Source organism: Streptomyces sp. NBC_01261 (genome assembly GCF_036226385.1).
GTDB lineage: Bacteria > Actinomycetota > Actinomycetes > Streptomycetales > Streptomycetaceae > Streptomyces.
Genome location: NZ_CP108463.1, coordinates 894,246 through 912,751, shown reverse-complemented (window position 1 = coordinate 912,751; position 18,506 = coordinate 894,246). Strand labels below are relative to the sequence as shown.

Here is an 18,506-nt window from a genome sequence, read left to right as displayed (position 1 = left end):
TGCCGGAGTTCGAGGCGTGGCGTGAGCACCGCGTCCGAGCGGCTTGTCGGACGAGCAGTGGGTGCTGAACGAGCCGATGACCACGGCCTGGAAACAGGATCGCGTGAGCCGGTCGGCGACAGGATCCTCCGGGACCTGTGATCTCCGGAGGTCGTGAAACGCGAGCTTCTGCCAGAACTGGATGGGTTGTCATCGGCGCTGGCTGTCCTATGGTCTGCCAGCCCGGTCGGCGGTAGCAGAGCAGAGCGCAGGCGATGGCGACGAAGGCGAGGAAGTGTTCCGACTCGCGTTCGTACCCTGGCCAGACCATCAGCGTGCGCAGGCCTTGGCGATCTCTCCGGTCGCGCTGACGGCGGGTGAGAGGTCGGGGGTCTTGTCGCCGTCGTCCACGGACTTCTTCACGTTGTCCAAGGCCTTCTCCATATCGTCGATGGCTTCGAGTACGTCCTTGTCATGGTGCTGGGCACGGATGTCGTCAAGATTCTTTCTGATCCTCTCGATCGATTTGTCGGCATTCTCCGGGTAGAGGACTGCGTCCTTTACGGCTACTCCGAGAGTGCCGACGCTCTCGGACAGCGCATCGGCGGCCCGTGCACAGCCCACCGCGTCGTCCGGGCCACATGCAACAAGACCAAGCATCGCTGGGGCGCTGATCAGAGCGGCGCTGAGGGTGATGAAGATGCGGTGCCGACGCACGACCATGAGAGGTTCCTCTCGGATGCGGTGGATGAACGCACGGAAGACCTGGCTCTCGCACTCCTGAGAACGTCGGCTACCACTCCCAAGGTTGCCTGCGTCTTCCCAACTCCGCTGTGTCAGCCAGAACTTGGCCGATTCTGACGTGACCGCGCCCGGTGCGCCGAAGTCGATCCCGGCGTCCCGTGCTGGAATTCCGGCATGTCCACCGACTCACGCTCCATACGAAGGGCTCACCTTGTCCCGCAGAACAACGTAGGGAGCCTTTTCCGAGTTGGCGGTGCTGACGGTCGGACGGTTGCTCCGGGCCTCGCTGATGAGTGACTCAGACGCAGGGCGGACAAGTCATATCAAGGCGGCGACGACCCGGGACCGGGGCCTGTCCCGGTAGGCCGGTCTCACATGGCACGACTGCCCAGCTCAGCCGGCCGGTTGGTCCTTCCATGGCAGGGCCCGTCGAGGTCGATGTCGTTCGGCAACCGCAGCGATGTTCGCGCAATGACCCCGTAGGCCATAGCTGATCTTCACCCGCCCTGTCCCGCCGGCGGGACAGTCCCGCAGGCAACCTCGCTGTGAACTGCCCGTCCCGGCGCGGGTGTTGTCTTGACCGGCTGATCCGCTTCCGTGAACGTGGGAGGTGATTCAACGACGTCAGAGGCGCGGTTGACCGAGGGGGAAACGACGTGGGACACGCCGGCATGGACGCGGACGTGGTGATCGCCGGCGCCGGGCCGACGGGCTTGATGCTCGCCTGTGAGCTGCGGCTGGCGGGTGTCGACGTGATGGTGGTCGAGCGGCTCGCAGAGCGGACCGGCGAGTCGCGAGCCGGCGGGATACATTCCCGCACCCTGGAGGTACTGGATCAGCGAGGGATCCTGGACCGCTTTCTGGCGGTCGGCGAACTGACGCCGGTGGCCCACTTCTCCGGGCTCTGGCTGGATCTCGACGGATTCGAGTCCAGATACCCCCACCCACTGATGCTCCCTCAGTCCGCCATCGAGCGGCTGTTGGAGGAGTGGGCCGCCGAACTCGGGGTCCGCGTGCGCTGGTCGTCCGAGGTGAGTGGGATCCGCCAGGACGAGGCCGTCGTAGAGGTCGAACTGTGTACGGCGGACGCGGCGCCTGCGACGCTGCGCGCCCGTTACCTCGTGGGCTGTGACGGAGGGCGCAGCACGGTGCGCAAGTTGTCAGGCATCGACTTCCCCGGTACACCGGCGACGATGACCGCGCTGCTCGGCGACGTCGAACTCCCCGATCTGCCCGAGGAGTACATCTTCATGCGGCGCTGTACGGGCGGCCACTTCTCGGCGATCGCCTTGGAACCGGGCTGGCACCGGGTGTTCACATCCGAGTACGACCACGTCGCGGATCGCGACGAACCCGCGACGTTCGAGCAGCTCCGGGAATCACTGGTCAGGCTCGCGGGCACGGACTTCGGCATGCACAACCCCAAGTGGATCTCACGGTTCGGCGACGCCGCACGGCAGGCTTCCCGGTACCGGGAGGGCCGAGTGCTGCTTGCGGGCGATGCGGCCCACATCCACTACCCGGCCGGCGGGCAGGGGCTGAACGTGGGAGTGCAGGACGCGGTCAACCTTGGCTGGAAGCTCGCCCTGGTGGTGCGCGGCCAGGCGCCGGAGAGCCTGTTGGACAGTTTCAGGCTGTGGCCGTGGACGTCCCGTAGGACCAGGTGGGAGGAGACGCCCTCGTGCTGTCGTACGGCTGCCGGTGCGTCCGTGCGGACCAGGTGCCGGCGCGGGGTACGTGCCGCCAGCCAGCCGGGGCCCGCAGTCACCCGCTGAGGCATGAGGACGACGCGTACGGCGGCCGACATGGTGAACCAGAGCACGGTGCGGAGTGGCGTCAGAGGTCCGGCGTCCCAGTCGACCAGCAGGCTCGTGGCGCAGAACAGCAGGGCACACCTCACCGCGAACCGGGCGCTACCACGCCAGTGGCGGTCGCCGGCTTGGACCACCGGTCTGTTGTGCCTCGTGGCGCCAGGCGCGCGTGCACACCTGCGTGACCGGCGCTTACCGGCCCTTGACGGCGTACCGGCGAATCCTGACGGGCTCCTGACGGCACGGGTCGCTCAGCCGGTGTGGACGCGCTGTCGGCGGGTTCGGTCGGGTTCCGCCTCGCGCGGCTGGGCCGGTTCGAAGAGCCCGCTCCGGGCGCGGCGGACTGGTCGGTGGGCGAGAGAGCGGCCACGGTCCCGTGCGGTGCCGGGGCCCCGGCACCGCACGGCGGTGCGCGGACGTCTGATCGGCCGGGCCCTGGAGAACGACGGGCACCGCGGCGGCAAAGCCGCCGCGCTCGCCGACTACCGCAAGGCGACCGACCTCCTGCAGCAGCAACTCGTCCCGTCAGCAAGGACGTTGGTGTCCTCCAACGAGAAGGCGTTCGACGCGGAGTACAGCTCCGCCCGATCCACTCTGTTCGCCCAGCTCATCGCCGTCGTCGCGCTCGGCGTACTGCTCCTGGCCGTGCTCGGCGCCCTGCACTGGTACCTCGACCGCCGCCTCCGGCGCATCCTCGACCCCGGCGCGCTGGCCGCCACCGTCTGTACTCTGCTCGCCGTGATCCTCGGCGCCCAACTGCTCACCTCCACGGCCGACGACCTGCGGGGAGCCCGGCGCGACGCCTTCGACTCCGTCGTCGCGCTGTCCCGCGCACGGGCCATCGCCTACGACGCCAACGCCGACGAGAGCCGGTACCTCCTGGACCCCGGGCGCCGCGACCAGTACGCCGCCTCCTTCCTCGCCAAGTCCCAGGAGGTGTACGGCATCAAGGGCGCCACGCTCGCGACGTACGACGCTGGACTCGCCACCAGCTGGCAGGCGTACACGTCCGACCACCAAGACCTGCGCTTCACCGGGGAGTTCCGGCGCGAGCTGGACAACATCACCTTCGCGGGGGAGCGGGAGGCGGCCGAGAAGGCCATGGAGACCTACGCCGTCTACCAGCGCGACGACCGCAAGGTCCGCGCGCTGCTGGTCGCGGGCAAGGAGGACCGGGCGGTCGAGTTCTGCATGGGCTGGGAACCGGGCACCTCCAACGCGCACTTCGAAGCCTGGATGGACACGCTGGACAAGGTGACCGCCATCAACGAGCGGCACTTCGACGAGTCCGTCGCGGCCGGCCGCTCGGACGTCACCCGGCTGCTGCCCTGGGCACTCGGCGCCCTCCTCGCAGCCGCCGCACTCACCACCCTCGGACTGCGGCCGCGGCTGGCCGAGTTCCGCCGAGGTGCGCGAGGGCAAGGGTGACCAAGGCGATTTACGCGAATGTCGCGATCGAGACTGCCAACCTCTGCGCGTTGAACACGCACATCGTCTGCGGCGAGACCATCACGAGTGCCGTCGGGCGCCAGCCACGAGTGGAGCTTGCGGAGCGACCCGAACATGATCGAACGGTCCACCTCGTAGGAGTCGGCCTCGGCCTCGGCCGCGAGCGGCAGTCCCAGGAAGCCGGCACAGTCAGTTGTGCGTCCGGCTGTCTCGAAGGCCCGCTGGATCGGCGGGCTCGCCTTCTCCACGTCCGCGGCCGATGAGATGCGTACCTCGACCTCACCCCAAGCTGTGAGCGCCCCGCCCAACTTGAGGTACAGGTCCCGCAGACAAGCAGGAGCCACGCTCGGGTTCGCCTGGACCGACAACTTCTCGCAGCTCTTACCGGCACTTGCCGCCCCCTCCCGCTCCGATCGCTGTCAACGAGGCGGAGCGGGAGGGGCGAGCCGGACATGTACATCTGCCGACGCAAGTCCCGCATCCTCCGAAGCCGTCAGAGGACCGGTGACCGCCGCCCAAATTGCGTCATCACGACGGGACGGCCCCACCGGACTGCTGACCCTCCGGATCCTGGTCCTGCCCCTCGCAGGTCGTCAGGAAGTCGATCAGCGCCGCGTTCACCTCGGCGGGGCGTTCCTGCTGGGTCCAGTGGCCGCAGCCGGGGAGTTCGATGGGGGCGCGTACCAGGCTGGGCATGAAGTTCGGGAGCTGGTCGATGACGTCGCGGGCGCCGGGGAACGCGGGGACGAGGTCACGGTCGCCGAAGATGTAGAGGGCGGGCCGGGTGACGACGGCGTTGTTCCACGGCGCGGTCAGGTCCCAGTTGCGGTCGAGGTTGCGGTACCAGTTCAGGGCGCCGGTGAAGCCCTTGGAGAAACTCTCGGTCAGCGTGTCGAGATCCTCCTCGGTGAGCCACTCCGGCAGCACCTCGGGATCCTCCATGGCCACGAGCCAGCCCTTCTCGGGGTCGACCAGCGGCTGCATGATCTCGCCGGAGGGAGAGGCCGAACCGGACGCGGAGTAGAGGAACTTGCGGAGCGTGGTGCGGGTGTCCCTCCCGAACTCGGCGTCGGCGACGCCCGGTTGGTTGAAGTAGTTCCAGTAGAAGCGGCCCTGGAAGATCTCCTGCATCATCGCCATCGGACGCTGCGTCCCCCGGTACGGCGGCGGCACGCTCAGCCCGGCCACCCCGAGGACGAGGTCCGGCCGCAGCAGCGCGGTGTGCCACGCGACCGGCGCACCCCAGTCGTGCCCGACGACGTACGCCTTCTCCTCGCCCAACTCCTGTATCAGGCCGACGACATCGCCGACCAGGTGGAAGATGGTGTACGCGTCGACCTCGTCCGGATGGTCACTGCTGCCGTATCCCCGCTGGTCGGGGGCGACCACATGGAACCCGGCGTCGGCGAGTGCGCCGATCTGGTGGTGCCAGGAGTGCCATGACTCCGGGAAGCCGTGCAGGAGTATCACCAGGGGGCCTTCGCCCTGCTCGGCGATGTGCAGGCGGATGCCGTTCACGTCGACAAAACGATGCGTAACCATGCGGACGAGGCTACGTGTCGTGCTTGTCGAGCCGCGTGGCGGGTTTCGTCCTATCGGCCGGGAGCCTGTGCCTCGTCGGCGTCCTGCTCCTGGTAGGAGTAGCGCTGCTCTTTCCACGGGTCGGCGATGTTGTGGTAGCCGCGCTCCTCCCAGAACCCGCGCCGGTCCTCGGTGAGGTACTCGATGGCGCGCAGCCACTTGGGGCTCTTGTAGCCGTACAGATGCGGCACCACCAGACGCAGCGGGAAGCCGTGTTCGGCGGTGAGGGGCTCACCGTTGTGGTGCGTGGCCAACAGGGTCTGCGCGGCCGTGAAGTCGGCGAGGCGGAGGTTCGTGGAGTAGCCGTACTCCGCCCAGGCCATGACGTGCGTGACCTCCGGCGCGGGCGGCACCAGCTCCAGGACGGTGCCGGAGGGGATGCCGTACCACTCGTGATCGGTGGAGGTCGGGCCGGACGCGCAGTGCAGATCGGCGACGACCGTCACATGCGGCAGCGGCGCCAGCTCGTCGAAGGTCCAGATGCGCTCGGCGCCGTCGGCCGTGGCGCCGTGGACGCGCAGGTTCCAGCGCTCGGGACGGAAACGGGGGACGGGCCCGTAGTGCGAGACCGGCCAGCCGTGCACATGACGCTGGCCGGGCGGAACGGGACGGGACGCGGCGGCCTCGGCCGTACCTTGTCGGTCGCTTGCCACGGGTGACGCCCCTTCTCCGCTGGTCGCCTCGCTACGGCTGCCTTCCCCGAGCAGCGTAGGCGCTCACACGCGACCGGGCCGACGCCGGGTCCCGGTGCGCGCCCACGCGTCGCCCGTCACTCGATTGTCGGCTACGGCGGCAGCGCGTCAGACGGTCGCCAGGGACACCTCGGTCGACTTGATCAGCGCGACGACCGGCGAACCGGTCCGCAGCCCCAGGTCGCCGACCGCGTCCTTCGTGATCGCCGCGGTCAGCTCGCCCCCGTCGACCGTGACCTTGACGACGGCCATCGCCCCGCCGGTGGCGACATCGCTGACCGTGCCGGGCAGCTGGTTGCGGATGGACACCCCCTCCACCCGGCTCGTGGCGAGCGCGACCTCGGTGGACTTCATCATGGCGCGCACGGCCGTACCCTCGGCGAGCCCCAGGTCCTTCACGGCCTCCAAGGTGATCGCCGCGGTGAGGTCCTGGCCGCCGTCGAGGCGCACCTTCACGGTCGCCATCACCGCGCCGGGCGTGACGGCCGTGACGGTGCCGGGAATCTGGTTGCGGATGCTCAAGCTCATGACGGAACGCCTCACAGAGAAGAGGAAAGGTCTGGATTGCCGGATTTCTTACTGACTGTGCGTCCACAAGCTAGCCCCTCCCGTCATGCCCGTCACCGACCCCGTCGCATCCGCCACCTGGGAGTTCGCTTCCGCCTGGCAAATCCGAGGAACCCGCGAACAGCGACGGCGAGCAACAGAATCCCGCCGTTGTGTCGGTGGCGTCGGCGCATGCCGAGGTGATGTGGAAAATCGGTTCGCAGATACGAAGAGACCTGGGCCTGCGCCCTCGCATCCGCGTTTCGGTCCGGCCGTCGTCCGGGTACGGTCGTGCGGGAGGTGGTGGCCCGTGATCCAGATCGTGGAGCACGCACCGCAGGAAGGCCCGTACGCCATCGGCGCCGCGATCGAGGCGGCCGGGCTGCCGACGCGGGTCTGCCGGACCTGGGCGGGCGACCCGGTGCCGGACACGGCCGACGACCTGGTGGGCCTGGTGGTGATGGGCGGGGCGATGGCCGCCTACGAGGACTTCCCCGGCCGTAGCGCCGAACTCGCCCTGCTGCGCGCCGCGTTGGATGCCGAGGTGCCCGTGCTGGGTGTGTGCCTCGGCGCGCAACTCCTGGCCGTCGCGGCCGGTGGTGTCGCCCGGCCCGGCAACGGCACGCAGGTCGGCTGGGCCGACGTAAGGATGATGGAGGCGGCATGCTCAGACGCGCTGTTCGCCGCCGTTCCCGAGCGGCTGCGGGTGCTGCACTGGCACGGCGACACGATGGACCTGCCGGCCGGGGCGACACTGCTGGCTTCCTGCGACCGGTACCCGGTGCAGGCGTTCCGGATCGGCGGCTCGGCGTGGGGTATGCAGTTCCACCTGGAGGTGGACGAGGCGGCGGTCGGAGCCTTCGCCGACGCGTTCCCGCAGGAAGCTGCCACCGCGCCCGGAGTCGTGGAGAACGCGTCCGCCGAACTCGCCGTGCTGGCCCGCCACCGCGACGGCGTGTTCCAGCGCTTCGCCGCGTTCGTCACGGCGCGTGCCGAGCGGACCGCGACGCGCGCGTTCTTCACCCGGCGGGCGGCCACCTGGGAGGAACGGTTCGCGGACGACGGTCCCCGGTACGCGGCGGCCGTCGAGCGGCTGGAACTCCGGCCCGGCCAGGGTGTGTTGGACCTGGGCTGCGGCACCGGCCGTGCGCTGCCCGCGCTGCGCGACGCGGTCGGCGACGCGGGCCTCGTCGTAGGCATCGACCTCACACCCGCGATGCTCACCGCGGCCCTCCGGCAAGGCCGGGACAAGGACGGGAGCCTGCTCCTGGCCGACGCCTGCCGACTGCCCCTGCCGACCGGGGCGGTGGACGCGGTCTTCAGCGCGGGCCTGGTCAACCATGTGCCCGACCCGGCGACGGCCCTGCGCGAATGGGCCAGAGTCACCGCACCGGGCGGCACCCTGCTCCTGTTCCACCCCTCCGGCCGCGCCGAACGCGCCGCCCGCCACGGCCGCCCCCTCGACCCGGACGACCCCCTCGCCGAGGAGCACCTCCGCCCCGCCCTGCGAACGGCCGGCTGGGACCTGTCCCGCTACGAGGACGCCCCGCACCACTTCCTGGCCCGCGCGTCACGCATCGCCGGGTGCGGCGAGCCCGTCGTAGGGAATCACGTTGCCGAGAACGATCTAGCTGGCTAGGTTCGCCCCATGGCTGATGACGAACCCACGCGGGCCGCAGGTCTGCTCGATGCCCAGGCCAAGGCCGCGCTGCTCTTCTCGGAGGTCGAGGAGCGCGGGCTCGTGGCGCCCGGCGAGGGGGAGCGGGCCGTCAGCGACCGGGTTCGTGACCTCGCGAACGAGCTCTTCGGGACCACCCGGCACTGGCACAAGCGGATCGTGCGCTCGGGGCCGAACACGCTCGCGCCGTACAAGGAGAACCCGCCGGACAGGGTGATCGGCGCGGACGACATCGTGTTCGCCGACTTCGGGCCGATCTTCGAGGAGTACGAGGCCGACTTCGGCCGGACCTTCGTGCTGGGCGACGACCCGGTCAAGCACCGGCTGCGTGACGACCTCCCCAAGGTGTTCGCGGCCGGTCGGCGCTTCTTCGACAGCACCCCGGACATCACCGGCGCCCGCCTGCACACCGAGGTCGCCCGCCTTGCCGACAAGGCCGGTTGGGAACTGGGCGGTTGGCACGCCGGGCACCTGGTCGGCGAGTTCCCGCACGAGACGATCGAGGGCGCGCACGTCGAGTCGTACGTCACCCCCGAGAACGACACGCCCATGCGCCGCACGGACAAGGCCGGGCGTGCCTGTCACTGGATCCTGGAGATCCATCTCATCGACCGGGAACGGGGTTTCGGCGGTTTCTACGAGGAACTCCTCACCCTCTGACGGCAGTTGGGTCGGCAATAGTTGATCCATGGGGACTGTGGCGGCGCTGTACCGGTATCCGGTGAAGTCGATGTCGGGTGAGGCCGTGATCGCCGTCGCGGTCACGGAGAGTGGCCTGTCCGGGGACCGGTCCTATGCCGTCCTCGACGGGACGGGTGCGGTGGGCAGCGCCAAACACCCCCGGAAGTGGGGTGAGTTGCTGCGCTGCCGGAGCCGACTCGACGACTCCGGTGTGGTCCGGGTCGCCCTGCCGGACGGCACCGCCCTACCGGTCGAAGACCCCGAGCTGGACGCGGAGTTGTCCAAACTGCTGGGCCGACAGGTGTCCGTGTCCGGCGTCGTACCGGAACACAGTCGGCTGGAGCGTGCCGTACCCGAGTACGAGGGCGGAGTCCCGGACGTCGTACGGGAGTCGGCGACCGTCGACGCGACGGGGGAGAGCATCACCACGGGCGGTGTCGCGCCGGGCACGTTCTTCGACTTCGGCCGGGTCCATCTCGTCACCACGGCCGCCCTGGACCGGATGCGCAGCGTGTATCCCGCCGGGGACTTCGACGCGCGCCGCTTCCGGCCGAACCTGGTCGTCAACACCCCTGGCGGGCCCGGCTTTCCGGAGGACGACTGGGTCGGGTCGCGCCTGCGCGTGGGCGAGGCGCTGTTCCGCGTCCTGGTCCCCACCCCTCGCTGCGTGATCCCCACCCTCGGCCACGACGAACTCCCGCCGGACCCCGGCCTCATGCGCGCGATCGCCCGGGAACACCGCGTCCCGGTGTTCGACCTCGGGCGGCTGTCGTGCCTCGGCGTGTACCTGGACGTACTGGAGGCGGGGACGGTCCGGGTGGGCGACCCGATCGCGTTGGAGGGGACGGCCGCGTGACCACCCTCAGGACGGGTCAGTCCTCGGTGCTGCCGAAGCGGTACTTCAGGTGCGTGGCGCGAGGAGTCTCGACCACCCTGAGCGGCTCGACGCGCCGCGGTCCCGCGCCCGGGCCTTCGAAGAGCCGCAGGCCCGCGCCGAGGAGGGCGGGCACCACATGGAGTTGGAGTTCGTCGATGAGACCCTCCCCGAGGTACTGACGCACCGTGCTCGCACCGCCCGCGATGTCGACGTTCCGGCCGTCGGCGACGGCCTGCGCCCGACCGAGCGCGCTGTGGATGCCGTCGGTGACAAAGGTGAAGGTGGTGCCGCCCTCCTTGACGAGGGTCGGCCGGGGACGGTGGGTGAGGACGAAGACCGGGGTGCGGAAGGGCGGGTTGTCGCCCCAGAACTCCTCCCCGGTGTCGTACATCATCCGGCCCATCACCACTGCTCCGGTCGCGTCGAACCACTCCCGCATCAACTCGGAGTCGCGGTTCTCCTCCCCACCGGTCATGCCCTGGCGCTCCCGCCAGCTCGCCAGACTGTGGATCCACTCGAAGAGCGGTTCGGCGCCGTCGCCGCCCGGGTTGTCGACGGTCACGCCGGTGCCGGCGATGTAGCCGTCGAGGGAGATGGCCAGATCCGCGGTCACGGTCACGATGGTGCTCCTGAGTCGTGGAGGTACTGCTGCTTCCACCCTCACGTCGATCGGGAACCGGCGCATTCGACGTGCCCAGCTACACGTCCTCGTCCAGATGCCGGCGCAGTTTCGCCGTGACGGCCGGGACCTCGCGACGGAACGCCGCCTCGTCCAGACCGTCGTCCGCGACCACGGCGAGCAACGCACGCTCTCCTACGGCCGTCACGATCACGTGCCCCGTGCTGCAGCGCGCGCTGATCTCGCGGAGGTGGCCGGTGCCGCCCTGGTCGGCGAGGCGGTGGCCGAGGGCCAGGGTCGCCGCCGCCACCGCGGCCATGGACTCGGGGTGGGTCTTGGTCGTGTCGCTCGCCACGACGAGCCCGTCGCTGGTGGCCAGCGTGGTCTCGGTGACTCCCATCACGTTGTCCCGAAGGGCGATGAGGAGGTCGGTCACGGGGTCGCTCATGGCGGCTTCTTCCTGTTTGCGTGCAGGCGGTGGGAGAACGAGGCAGGAGGGGAGCCCGGTGGGGACGTGGCTGCGGGACAGGTGGTTCAGTCGTGGGGCCGGCGGGTCGGCGCGGAGTTCCGGCCGGAGAGGCGACGCGGGAGCGAGGCGGAGTCGGGTGCGGAGGGCTGCGCCACGGTCGAGGGGGTCACCGCGGAGGGTGTGACGCGTGGTGCGGTGCTCGGCCGGCCGTTCGCCGAGGGTGTGTGCGGTAGGACGAGGCCCCGGTCCAGCAGGTGTCGTAGGTCGAGCATGACGGCGAAGAGGCCCCGGCCGAGGGCGAAGGCGATGTCCCTCGCCGTCCGGCGTCCGTCCGCGGCGGCCAGGACGGCTCGGTGCCGGGCCGGAAGTCCGTCGACGGATTCGGGGAGGTGTGCGGTGGAAGCCGACTGGATACGGGTGCGGGCGAGAGCGGCGACCGAACCGGGCTCCCCGGCAAGGAGGTCGATGCGCCGGGACACCTCGCCGAGGAGTCGCTCGGGGGTGACGCCGGCGTTGCGGTACAACGTCGGCACGGGGTCGCTGACTTCCCAGCTGTCCGGTACGGCGAGGGAGAGCGCGAAGGCCGCGTCGAAGAGCGCGCCGAGGCTGATGACCTCCAACTCGCCGGCGCCGACGAGCCCTTGGGCCACGAGTTCGGCGGCGAGGTGCTCATGGGTGGTGTCGGAGGCGCGGACCGCCGACCACTCCTGCTCACCGATCCGGCCCGACCTGAGCAGCAGCCCCTCGATACCCGGTGCGCCAGGGGTCTCCATCGCCACCACAAGACCGTCGCGCACATGGATCGAGCCGCCCGGGGAGCCGGTCACGACCACGGTGCAGGAACGCTGTCGGGCCCGGAGCGCCGCCAACAGGGCGGGAACGTTGCGGGAGTCGGCGAGCGGTTCCTCGGTGCCTTCCGTCATGCCAGCAACTCGTCGGCGTGCCGGTTCAGTTCGCGCAGCGCCCAGCTGAGGTTCGTGCGGTCGCGGTCGACGGTCGCGCACAGCAGCAAGGGGTCGCCCTGCCGCGGGAGTTGGATCGTCACCAGGTGCCTGGTGGAGGTTGTCACGATGACGCTCTCCAACTCCCCTGTCGCGCCTGCCCGAACGAGGCGCGTGCGCGCCAATTCAGCTATTTCGCAAGAGTCCTGACTGGCACTCATATCCCCCGACTCCGCATAGGAGAGGCCGGTGACGGCATCGAGTACCGCGGCTCCGCTGATGCCGGGCGTGCTCAGGGCGCGGCCCAGCGCGGCGTCGAGCGATGACAAAGGTCCCCCCTTCAGTCACTCCGGCGAGCAGACTACTTTATTTGCCAACTATCGCAACTCTGACTAAAGATGGTGTTGTCTGTTACCGGAGCGGTTCGCATTGAGACCGTTTTCGTGGCGAGATGCTGAATCTTGCCGGGGTGAGGGGAACGAGGCACCACGTGAACATTGAGGCGACACTCAAGGAAGCGATGACTATCGACGGGGCCCTGGGGGTGTCCCTGGTCGACTACGAGAGCGGCATGACGCTGGGGGCGTTGGGCGGCGGTCCGCATCTGGACCTGGAGGTCGCGGGGGCGGGCAACACCGAGGTCGTGCGGGCCAAGCAGCGCACCCTGAAGTCCATCAACATGGACGACCGCATCGAGGACATCCTGATCACTCTCGGTCAGCAGTACCACCTGATCAGGCCGCTGGCGACCGCGCACGGTTCGCTCTTCCTGTATCTGGCGCTGGACCGCGAGCGCAGCAATCTGGCGCTGGCGAGGCATAACCTCAAGCGCCTTGAGGCCAGCCTGGAGGTATAAACACGGTGGGGCATATGACAATTGAGTAGTCGTCATGTCGGGCCGGTCTCGGTGGGGCAATGTACGCCGGGACCGGCCGGGTCCTGGAGGCGCCGTATTCCGGGACATCGCCTGGGGGCTGAAGCCGCTTAATTGTCTAGTCCACTCATGTGCGGTCCGCTATCGCGGTCTCGCTCCGGCGAGCCGCTTCCCGCATTCTCGGGAGGGGCGTCGGGAGAATCGCGGACGGGTCTGCGAGATCTCGGGCGCCCACCTCTCCGATGACTGCGACATCCGTGCACGGGGCATTGCCCGCCGCTCGACCGGGGTTGTCCGCCTATTCGACCGTGACGACGACGTCGACCGGGGCGCACTCCGGTGCCGAGGCGGTCAGGTGGATCTCGCCCGGGCCAGTCGGGCGCAGGACGGCGAGGACGCGGCCTTCGTAGGTACGGCGTTCGGTGGCGTCGAAGCGTTCCTCGGAAGCCGGATCGGCGCTGCCGAAGCCCAACAGGACCCCCGCGCCGGTGACTTCGAGGCGCACCCCTCGGTCGGCCGCGGTGTTCAGGGTGCCGTCCGGGTCCGTCAGGGTGAGGGAGACGTACGCGAGGTCCCCGCCGTTCGCCGTGATGACCGGGCGGTCGGACTCGGCCCGCAGGTACAGCGGGCCGGTCGCGGACATCAGGGTGGTACGGCCGGTCTCGACACCGTCTCGGTAGGCGATCGCGAGGAGTTCACCGGGCTCGTACGACGTCTCGAACTCGGTACGGAAGCGATGCTGCGGGCCCACCGGCTGTCGTCCCAACGAGACGCCGTTGACGAGGAGTTCGGCCTCGTCGGCGTCGCCGTAGACCTCGATCGTGACCGGTTCGCCCTCGAAGCCGGGCCAGGTCCAGGTGGCGACGGTGTCGCTCCATGCCCAGGGCGACCCGGCGTAGGCCTTGCCGTGGTGTTCGGGGCGGCGGACCACGACGTAGGGAACGGTCCGCAGACCGAAGACGATCTCGCGGTAGTAGGAGGCGGGGCGCCGGTGGCCGGTGATGTCGAGGTCGCCACAGCCCGCCAGCAGGTAGGGGTAGGGCGCCGTGTGGACGGGGCGGGGCGTCTGGGGGGAGAGGTACTGGGGGCGGCCGATGCCCACCTCGCCCAGGTAGTCCCAGCCGGTCCAGGTGAAGTCGCCGATGACATGCCCGTGTTCCTCGACCAGCCGCCAGTTGCCGTCGATACGGGTGGGGAAGGTCTCGGTGCCGACGATGATCCGGTTGGGGAACAGCTCGCGGTCCAGGGCGTAGCGGGCCTCGGCGTAGTTCATGCCGGCGACGTCGAGCACGGCGAACGACTCGGCCGTCTTCTCCGTGACGAGGCTGGAGGCGCTGATCGCGTTCATCATGTCCCCCGCGTCGGTCATCAGGGAGTTGATGCCCCTGCCCTCGGTCCCGGCCGCGTCCGCACCCGCTTCCGCGGCCTTCTTCTCCTGTGCCTGCTGGGCCAGTCTGCCCAGTTCGGACATGACGGAGAGCATGCCGTTGACGGCGTTGGTGACGTAGCGGGTGGAGTCCAACGACCGGACTTTCTCGGCGAGTCTGCGCCCCCATGCGGCGCCGGAGGGCGAGCCGGTCTCAGGGATCTCGTTGCCGATCGAGTACATGATCACGCTGGGATGGTTGAAGTCCTTGGCGACCATCGCCTCGACGTCGCGCTCCCACCATTCGGGGAAGTTCAGGCTGTAGTCGAACTCGCTCTTGCCGGACGTCCACACGTCGAAGGTCTCGTCCATGACGAGCATGCCGAGCCGGTCGCACGCGTCCAGCATCGCCTTGCTCATGGGGTTGTGGGACATGCGGAGCGCGTTGAACCCGGCGTCCTTGAGGAGGTGGACCCGGCGCTCCTCGGCACGGGGGAAGGTCGCCGCGCCCAGCACCCCGTTGTCGTGATGGACGCAGGCACCGCGCAGCTTGACGGTCTCCCCGTTGATCCGCAGCCCGTGCACGGGGTCCAGGCGCAGCGAACGGATCCCGAAGGTGACGGTCTCGGTGTCCAGGTCCTTCAGGTTCACGGTGGCGGTGTGGAGGGCGGGCGTGTTCGTGCCCCACAGCAACGGGTCGCGGACGTACAGGCGTTGGCGTACGGTCGCGGGCTCGCCCGGCAGCACCGTGACCTTCGAGACGTCGCTCGCGACGACATTCCCGCCGCCGTCGCGGATCTCGGTGACGACGTCGACCGTACGGATCGCGATCGAGTCGTTCTCGACCTCCGTCGCGACCTCGACCACGGCGCGCTCCCCGTCGATGTCCGGGGTGGTGACACGAACCCCGTCGGGCGCGATACGGACCAGTTCGCCGACGAGCATCCACGTGTCGCGGTAGATGCCCGCGCCGGTGTACCAGCGCGAGTCGCGGTGGGCGCGGGCCTCGACGCGGATCTCGTTGTCGCCGTCGTCGCCGTAACGCAGGAAACGGTCCGCGTCGATGCGGAAGTGCGAGTAGCCGAAGGGGCGTTGGCCCGCGTAGTCCCCGTTGATGTGGACGACGGCGTCGCGGTGGACGCCCTCGAACTCGATGAGGATCCGCCGGCCCCGGTGTTCCTCGGGGACCGTGAACGTCTTGCGGTACTCGTACGTTCCGCCCGGGAAATAGGCGCCCGCGCCGCCCTCCATCGTGACCTCGCCGTCGGGCGCCGGGCGGTCCTGCGCGATCATCGCGTCGTGCGGCAGCGCCACCGGCCGGTAGGGGATCTTCGCGCCGGACAGTTCGGCGAAGGGGTTGACCTTGGGGCGGCTGTGCCAGCCGTCGTTGAAGGACGTGCGGATCATGGGGGTCTCCGTGAGGTGCGGGGGTGTCTCGGACCGGCGGGATCCGGTGCTGTTCGGGCCCTGTGGCCCCGTGCCGCTCGGGCCTACGCCTGGCCGGGGGCGGCCGGGGCCGGTCCGGTCAGCCCCGTGCCCAGCCAGGCACGGCTGCGTCAGCAGTCCGCGGGCGATGCGGGTGTCGGGGGCTCAGCCCTCGAAACCGTGCGGAGCACCGGGGACGAGGTCGAAGGCGCAGTCCACGCCCGCTTCGCGCAGCCGGTCGGCGTAGGCGCGGCACTCGTCGGTGAACAGGTCGATGTCGCCCACGCCGATCCAGGCCGCGGGCAGACCGCCGAGGTAGGCGCCCCAGCCGGTCCGGTTCGCGGCGTTGTTCCACACCAGGTGCTGTGCGGGGTCGAGTTCGCGGCGCGCGGCGGTGCGGTCGTCGAGCATCGGGGCGAGCAGCCACTGCGCGAGGGGCTGGGTCCCGCCGGCGTCGTGCAGCCGCTGTACCAGGCAGGCGGCCAGGCCCGCGCCGGCGCTGGAACCCCCTAGGGCGACGCGCTCCGGGTCGATGCCGAGCTTCCCGGCCGACGCCTGCAACCACTGCCAGGCGGTGAAGGTGTCGTCGAGTGCGGCGGGGAAGGGGTGTTCGGGGGCGAGGCGGTAGTCCGCCGAGACGACGACGATGTCGAGTTCGCGGGCCGTCGTGGAGCAGAGGGCGTCGTCCTGGGCGATGCCGTCGATGAGGTATCCGCCGCCGTGCACCCACAGCAGGGCCGCCCCCGAACCACCACCGGCAGGGGTGTACAGGCGGATGCGCTGTCCCTCGTCGACATCCGTGATGGTGACGCCCGCGGCGGGTTTGCCGATCCCGCCCCTGCGGACCACGGCGCGCACGATGCGCCGCCCCACCTTCCCGCGGACCGGCAGTCGTGGCATCCGCCTGACGGCGCGGTGCAGCTCCGGGTCGACCAGGTCGAGCTGCATGGGCGCCTCTCCTCGAATCCGGTCCGGGGTCCTTACCGGGCCAGTGGTAAATCGTATTACCAGCGATGTGCGGTACGGTAACCAACGCATCGCACATCGCACAACCCCCAGACCGGGCCAGATCGGACAGACCGCACGCAGGGGCCCGTTGGCGGCCCCGTTCCGAGGAGCGAGAGTGAGCGGGTCCGCACGCGCGACAGCCAAGGACGTCGCCCGGGCCAGTGGTGTCTCACAGACCACGGTGAGCTTCGTCCTCAACGGGGCGGCCGGGCACGTCTCCGAGGAGACACGGGAACGAGTACGACAGGCTGCTCGCGACCTCGACTACGTCCCCAACGGCTCGGCGCAGGCACTGCGCAAAGGAGCGTCCCGCATCGTCCTGCTCAACATCGAGGGAGTCCCCACCGGCAACAGCCTCGGCAGCTACATCAGGGGCCTCGACGCCGAACTCGCCGCACATCACCACGTGTTGCTGGTGATGCACGGCCACCTCTCCTCGCAGGCACTGTCCGACGTGGCGCAGGCCGTCTCCGCGCGGGCCGTGATCGATCTCGGCGACGCGGAGAGCGTGGACGACATCGTCACCGACGCGGAGACATCTTTCGACGCGTTCTCCGCGCAGGCCGACGTCCCGGTCCGGTACCTGGTCGACCGGGGCCACCGGCACATCGCCACGGCCATGCCGGACACTCCGGAACTCCAGGCCCTGGCCGGACTGCGAGGGCGGCTCATCCGGCGGGCCACGCACGCCGCGGGCCTGGCCGACTGCCCGACCCTCGTCCTGCCCGGCAGCCTCGGCGCCGCCGAGGAGCGGCTGCGGACATTCCGTACCGAACACCCGGACGTCACCGCCGTCCTCGCCTACAACGACGACCTCGCACTCGTCCTGCTCGCCGCGATGCGGAACACGGGATTGCGGGCACCGGGGGACCTCGCCGTCATCGGGTTCGACGACACCCCGCACGGAGCACTGTTCTCACCCGCCCTGACCACCGTGCACCTCGACGCTGAGGCCATCGGCCGCATGGCCGCACGCAGCGCGCTGGGCCTGCCCGCGGCCGACACCATCCCCGAACCGGCACGAGTGATCGTTCGACAGTCCGCGTAGCCGACCGCCTCCACACAGGCAAACGCGGCGGGCGGACCCGCCGGCTACCGGATCGTCTGCCGCACCGGCAGGAGCACCGCGGAGGGGTATCCGGGGTCGTGGAACACCTCCTGGTCCGCGACGCGGAGGGTCGTCGCGGTCGCCCTGGGTTCGCCGGTGCCCGGATTGCGGTTGTAGCGCGGGAAGGCACCGCGCCGAAGCGGACCGTGCCACGGACGCTGGAACGGTCGGCCTCGGGACCAGGAAGGACGGCGCCATCGTCTGGCCACGGCCCGGCATGTCCTCCCGATGCCCGAAGACCTGCTCGCGCTCGGGAACGGCCATGTCGGCGAGCCGCTCGGTCCAGGCGCCCAGGTCCTGCGACAGCGCGGCCACCGAGCCGGGGTCCGGCCGTGCCGCCGCGACATGGTCCAGGAAGCCGCGCAGGCGCGCGATCATCTCGCCTTACCCGTCTCCGTCCGCGCCGTCCGGTCCCGCCGCCCGGGTCCACGACTCGACCTGCGGGGTCGACACGGGCTCGGGGACGCCGAGTCCGAGCGCCGGGTCGTCGTACCGGTTGCCGCCGGGAAGCCGGGGCGTCCTCACGCCGACACGCTTCGCGCGGGTGCTCCGGCCGGGTGCGGGCCCGGTCCTCGCCGCTTCTCCTCGGCCGCGTCCTCGCTGTTCGTCATGTTCCGTCCCTCGTTCTTTCCGTTTCCGTGTCGCGACAGCAGCGACG

19 protein-coding genes are annotated in these 18,506 nt (G+C 69.9%); 7 read left to right on the top strand and 12 right to left on the bottom strand.

The window, feature by feature from the left end; genetic code table 11:
• Positions 1-309: 309 nt before the first annotated feature.
• Positions 310-702, bottom strand: coding sequence for a hypothetical protein (locus tag OG226_RS03990; protein WP_328675216.1), 393 nt, complete (start codon positions 700-702; stop codon positions 310-312).
• A 677-nt stretch (positions 703-1,379) separates the two neighbouring features.
• Here OG226_RS03990 and OG226_RS03985 point away from each other — a divergent pair.
• Both OG226_RS03985 and OG226_RS03980 read left to right on the top strand, forming a co-directional pair.
• On the top strand, positions 1,380-2,498 hold the full coding sequence (locus tag OG226_RS03985; RefSeq protein WP_329347913.1) for an FAD-dependent monooxygenase: 1,119 nt from the start codon (positions 1,380-1,382) through the stop codon (positions 2,496-2,498).
• A gap of 444 nt (positions 2,499-2,942) precedes the next feature.
• Positions 2,943-3,962: a hypothetical protein gene (locus OG226_RS03980; RefSeq protein WP_329347912.1), complete on the top strand. Its 1,020-nt coding sequence runs from the start codon at positions 2,943-2,945 to the stop codon at positions 3,960-3,962.
• A gap of 549 nt (positions 3,963-4,511) precedes the next feature.
• Here OG226_RS03980 and OG226_RS03975 read toward each other — a convergent pair.
• The 3 genes from OG226_RS03975 to OG226_RS03965 form a co-directional block, all read right to left on the bottom strand.
• Positions 4,512-5,525 carry an alpha/beta fold hydrolase gene (locus tag OG226_RS03975; RefSeq protein WP_329347911.1) on the bottom strand — a complete coding sequence of 338 codons (1,014 nt, stop codon included), beginning with the start codon at positions 5,523-5,525 and terminating at the stop codon, positions 4,512-4,514.
• Between the two features lie 50 nt (positions 5,526-5,575).
• A complete protein-coding gene (locus OG226_RS03970) occupies positions 5,576-6,217 on the bottom strand; it encodes a molybdopterin-dependent oxidoreductase (protein WP_329347910.1) in 642 nt (213 codons plus the stop codon).
• Positions 6,218-6,364: 147 nt separating this feature from the next.
• The gene (locus OG226_RS03965) at positions 6,365-6,784 is read right to left on the bottom strand and encodes a TOBE domain-containing protein (protein WP_266775314.1); all 420 of its coding nucleotides are present in this window, start codon (positions 6,782-6,784) and stop codon (positions 6,365-6,367) included.
• A 328-nt stretch (positions 6,785-7,112) separates the two neighbouring features.
• On the opposite strand from OG226_RS03965, the gene OG226_RS03960 reads away from it, so the two are divergent.
• The 3 genes from OG226_RS03960 to OG226_RS03950 are packed head-to-tail and all read left to right on the top strand — an operon-like array spanning position 7,113 to position 10,017.
• The gene (locus tag OG226_RS03960) at positions 7,113-8,441 is read left to right on the top strand and encodes a methyltransferase domain-containing protein (RefSeq protein ID WP_329347909.1); all 1,329 of its coding nucleotides are present in this window, start codon (positions 7,113-7,115) and stop codon (positions 8,439-8,441) included.
• Between the two features lie 9 nt (positions 8,442-8,450).
• Positions 8,451-9,140, top strand: coding sequence for a M24 family metallopeptidase (locus tag OG226_RS03955; protein ID WP_328675166.1), 690 nt, complete (start codon positions 8,451-8,453; stop codon positions 9,138-9,140).
• Between the two features lie 28 nt (positions 9,141-9,168).
• A complete protein-coding gene (locus OG226_RS03950) occupies positions 9,169-10,017 on the top strand; it encodes an MOSC domain-containing protein (protein WP_329347908.1) in 849 nt (282 codons plus the stop codon).
• A 16-nt stretch (positions 10,018-10,033) separates the two neighbouring features.
• Here OG226_RS03950 and OG226_RS03945 read toward each other — a convergent pair whose 3' ends face one another.
• From OG226_RS03945 to OG226_RS03930, 4 genes are all read right to left on the bottom strand, one after another.
• On the bottom strand, positions 10,034-10,657 hold the full coding sequence (locus OG226_RS03945; RefSeq protein ID WP_329347907.1) for a dihydrofolate reductase family protein: 624 nt from the start codon (positions 10,655-10,657) through the stop codon (positions 10,034-10,036).
• Positions 10,658-10,736: 79 nt separating this feature from the next.
• Positions 10,737-11,105, bottom strand: coding sequence for a roadblock/LC7 domain-containing protein (locus OG226_RS03940; RefSeq protein ID WP_328675163.1), 369 nt, complete (start codon positions 11,103-11,105; stop codon positions 10,737-10,739).
• A gap of 86 nt (positions 11,106-11,191) precedes the next feature.
• Positions 11,192-12,049 (bottom strand): hypothetical protein, encoded by an 858-nt coding sequence (locus OG226_RS03935; protein ID WP_329347906.1) that lies wholly within the window; start codon positions 12,047-12,049, stop codon positions 11,192-11,194.
• Complete coding sequence (locus OG226_RS03930; protein ID WP_328675161.1) at positions 12,046-12,195, bottom strand: hypothetical protein; 150 nt, start codon at positions 12,193-12,195, stop codon at positions 12,046-12,048. Before OG226_RS03930 ends, OG226_RS03935 begins: the two co-directional genes overlap by 4 nt.
• A 362-nt stretch (positions 12,196-12,557) precedes the next feature.
• On the opposite strand from OG226_RS03930, the gene OG226_RS03925 reads away from it, so the two are divergent.
• Positions 12,558-12,923 (top strand): hypothetical protein, encoded by a 366-nt coding sequence (locus OG226_RS03925; protein WP_328675160.1) that lies wholly within the window; start codon positions 12,558-12,560, stop codon positions 12,921-12,923.
• Between the two features lie 316 nt (positions 12,924-13,239).
• On the opposite strand, the gene OG226_RS03920 is transcribed toward OG226_RS03925, so the two are convergent.
• Positions 13,240-15,714 carry a glycoside hydrolase family 2 TIM barrel-domain containing protein gene (locus tag OG226_RS03920; protein ID WP_329347905.1) on the bottom strand — a complete coding sequence of 825 codons (2,475 nt, stop codon included), beginning with the start codon at positions 15,712-15,714 and terminating at the stop codon, positions 13,240-13,242.
• Positions 15,715-15,897: 183 nt separating this feature from the next.
• Positions 15,898-16,680 (bottom strand): alpha/beta hydrolase, encoded by a 783-nt coding sequence (locus tag OG226_RS03915; RefSeq protein WP_329347904.1) that lies wholly within the window; start codon positions 16,678-16,680, stop codon positions 15,898-15,900.
• A 175-nt stretch (positions 16,681-16,855) separates the two neighbouring features.
• Between OG226_RS03915 and OG226_RS03910 the strand changes: the two genes are divergently transcribed.
• Positions 16,856-17,788: a LacI family DNA-binding transcriptional regulator gene (locus OG226_RS03910; RefSeq protein ID WP_329347903.1), complete on the top strand. Its 933-nt coding sequence runs from the start codon at positions 16,856-16,858 to the stop codon at positions 17,786-17,788.
• A gap of 44 nt (positions 17,789-17,832) precedes the next feature.
• Here the strand turns inward: OG226_RS03910 and OG226_RS03905 are convergent, their stop codons facing one another.
• Both OG226_RS03905 and OG226_RS03900 read right to left on the bottom strand, forming a co-directional pair.
• Positions 17,833-18,057, bottom strand: a complete 225-nt coding sequence (locus OG226_RS03905) for a hypothetical protein (RefSeq protein ID WP_329347902.1) — start codon at positions 18,055-18,057, stop codon at positions 17,833-17,835.
• Positions 18,058-18,232: 175 nt separating this feature from the next.
• Positions 18,233-18,373 carry a hypothetical protein gene (locus tag OG226_RS03900; protein ID WP_329347901.1) on the bottom strand — a complete coding sequence of 47 codons (141 nt, stop codon included), beginning with the start codon at positions 18,371-18,373 and terminating at the stop codon, positions 18,233-18,235.
• Positions 18,374-18,506: the final 133 nt, after the last annotated feature.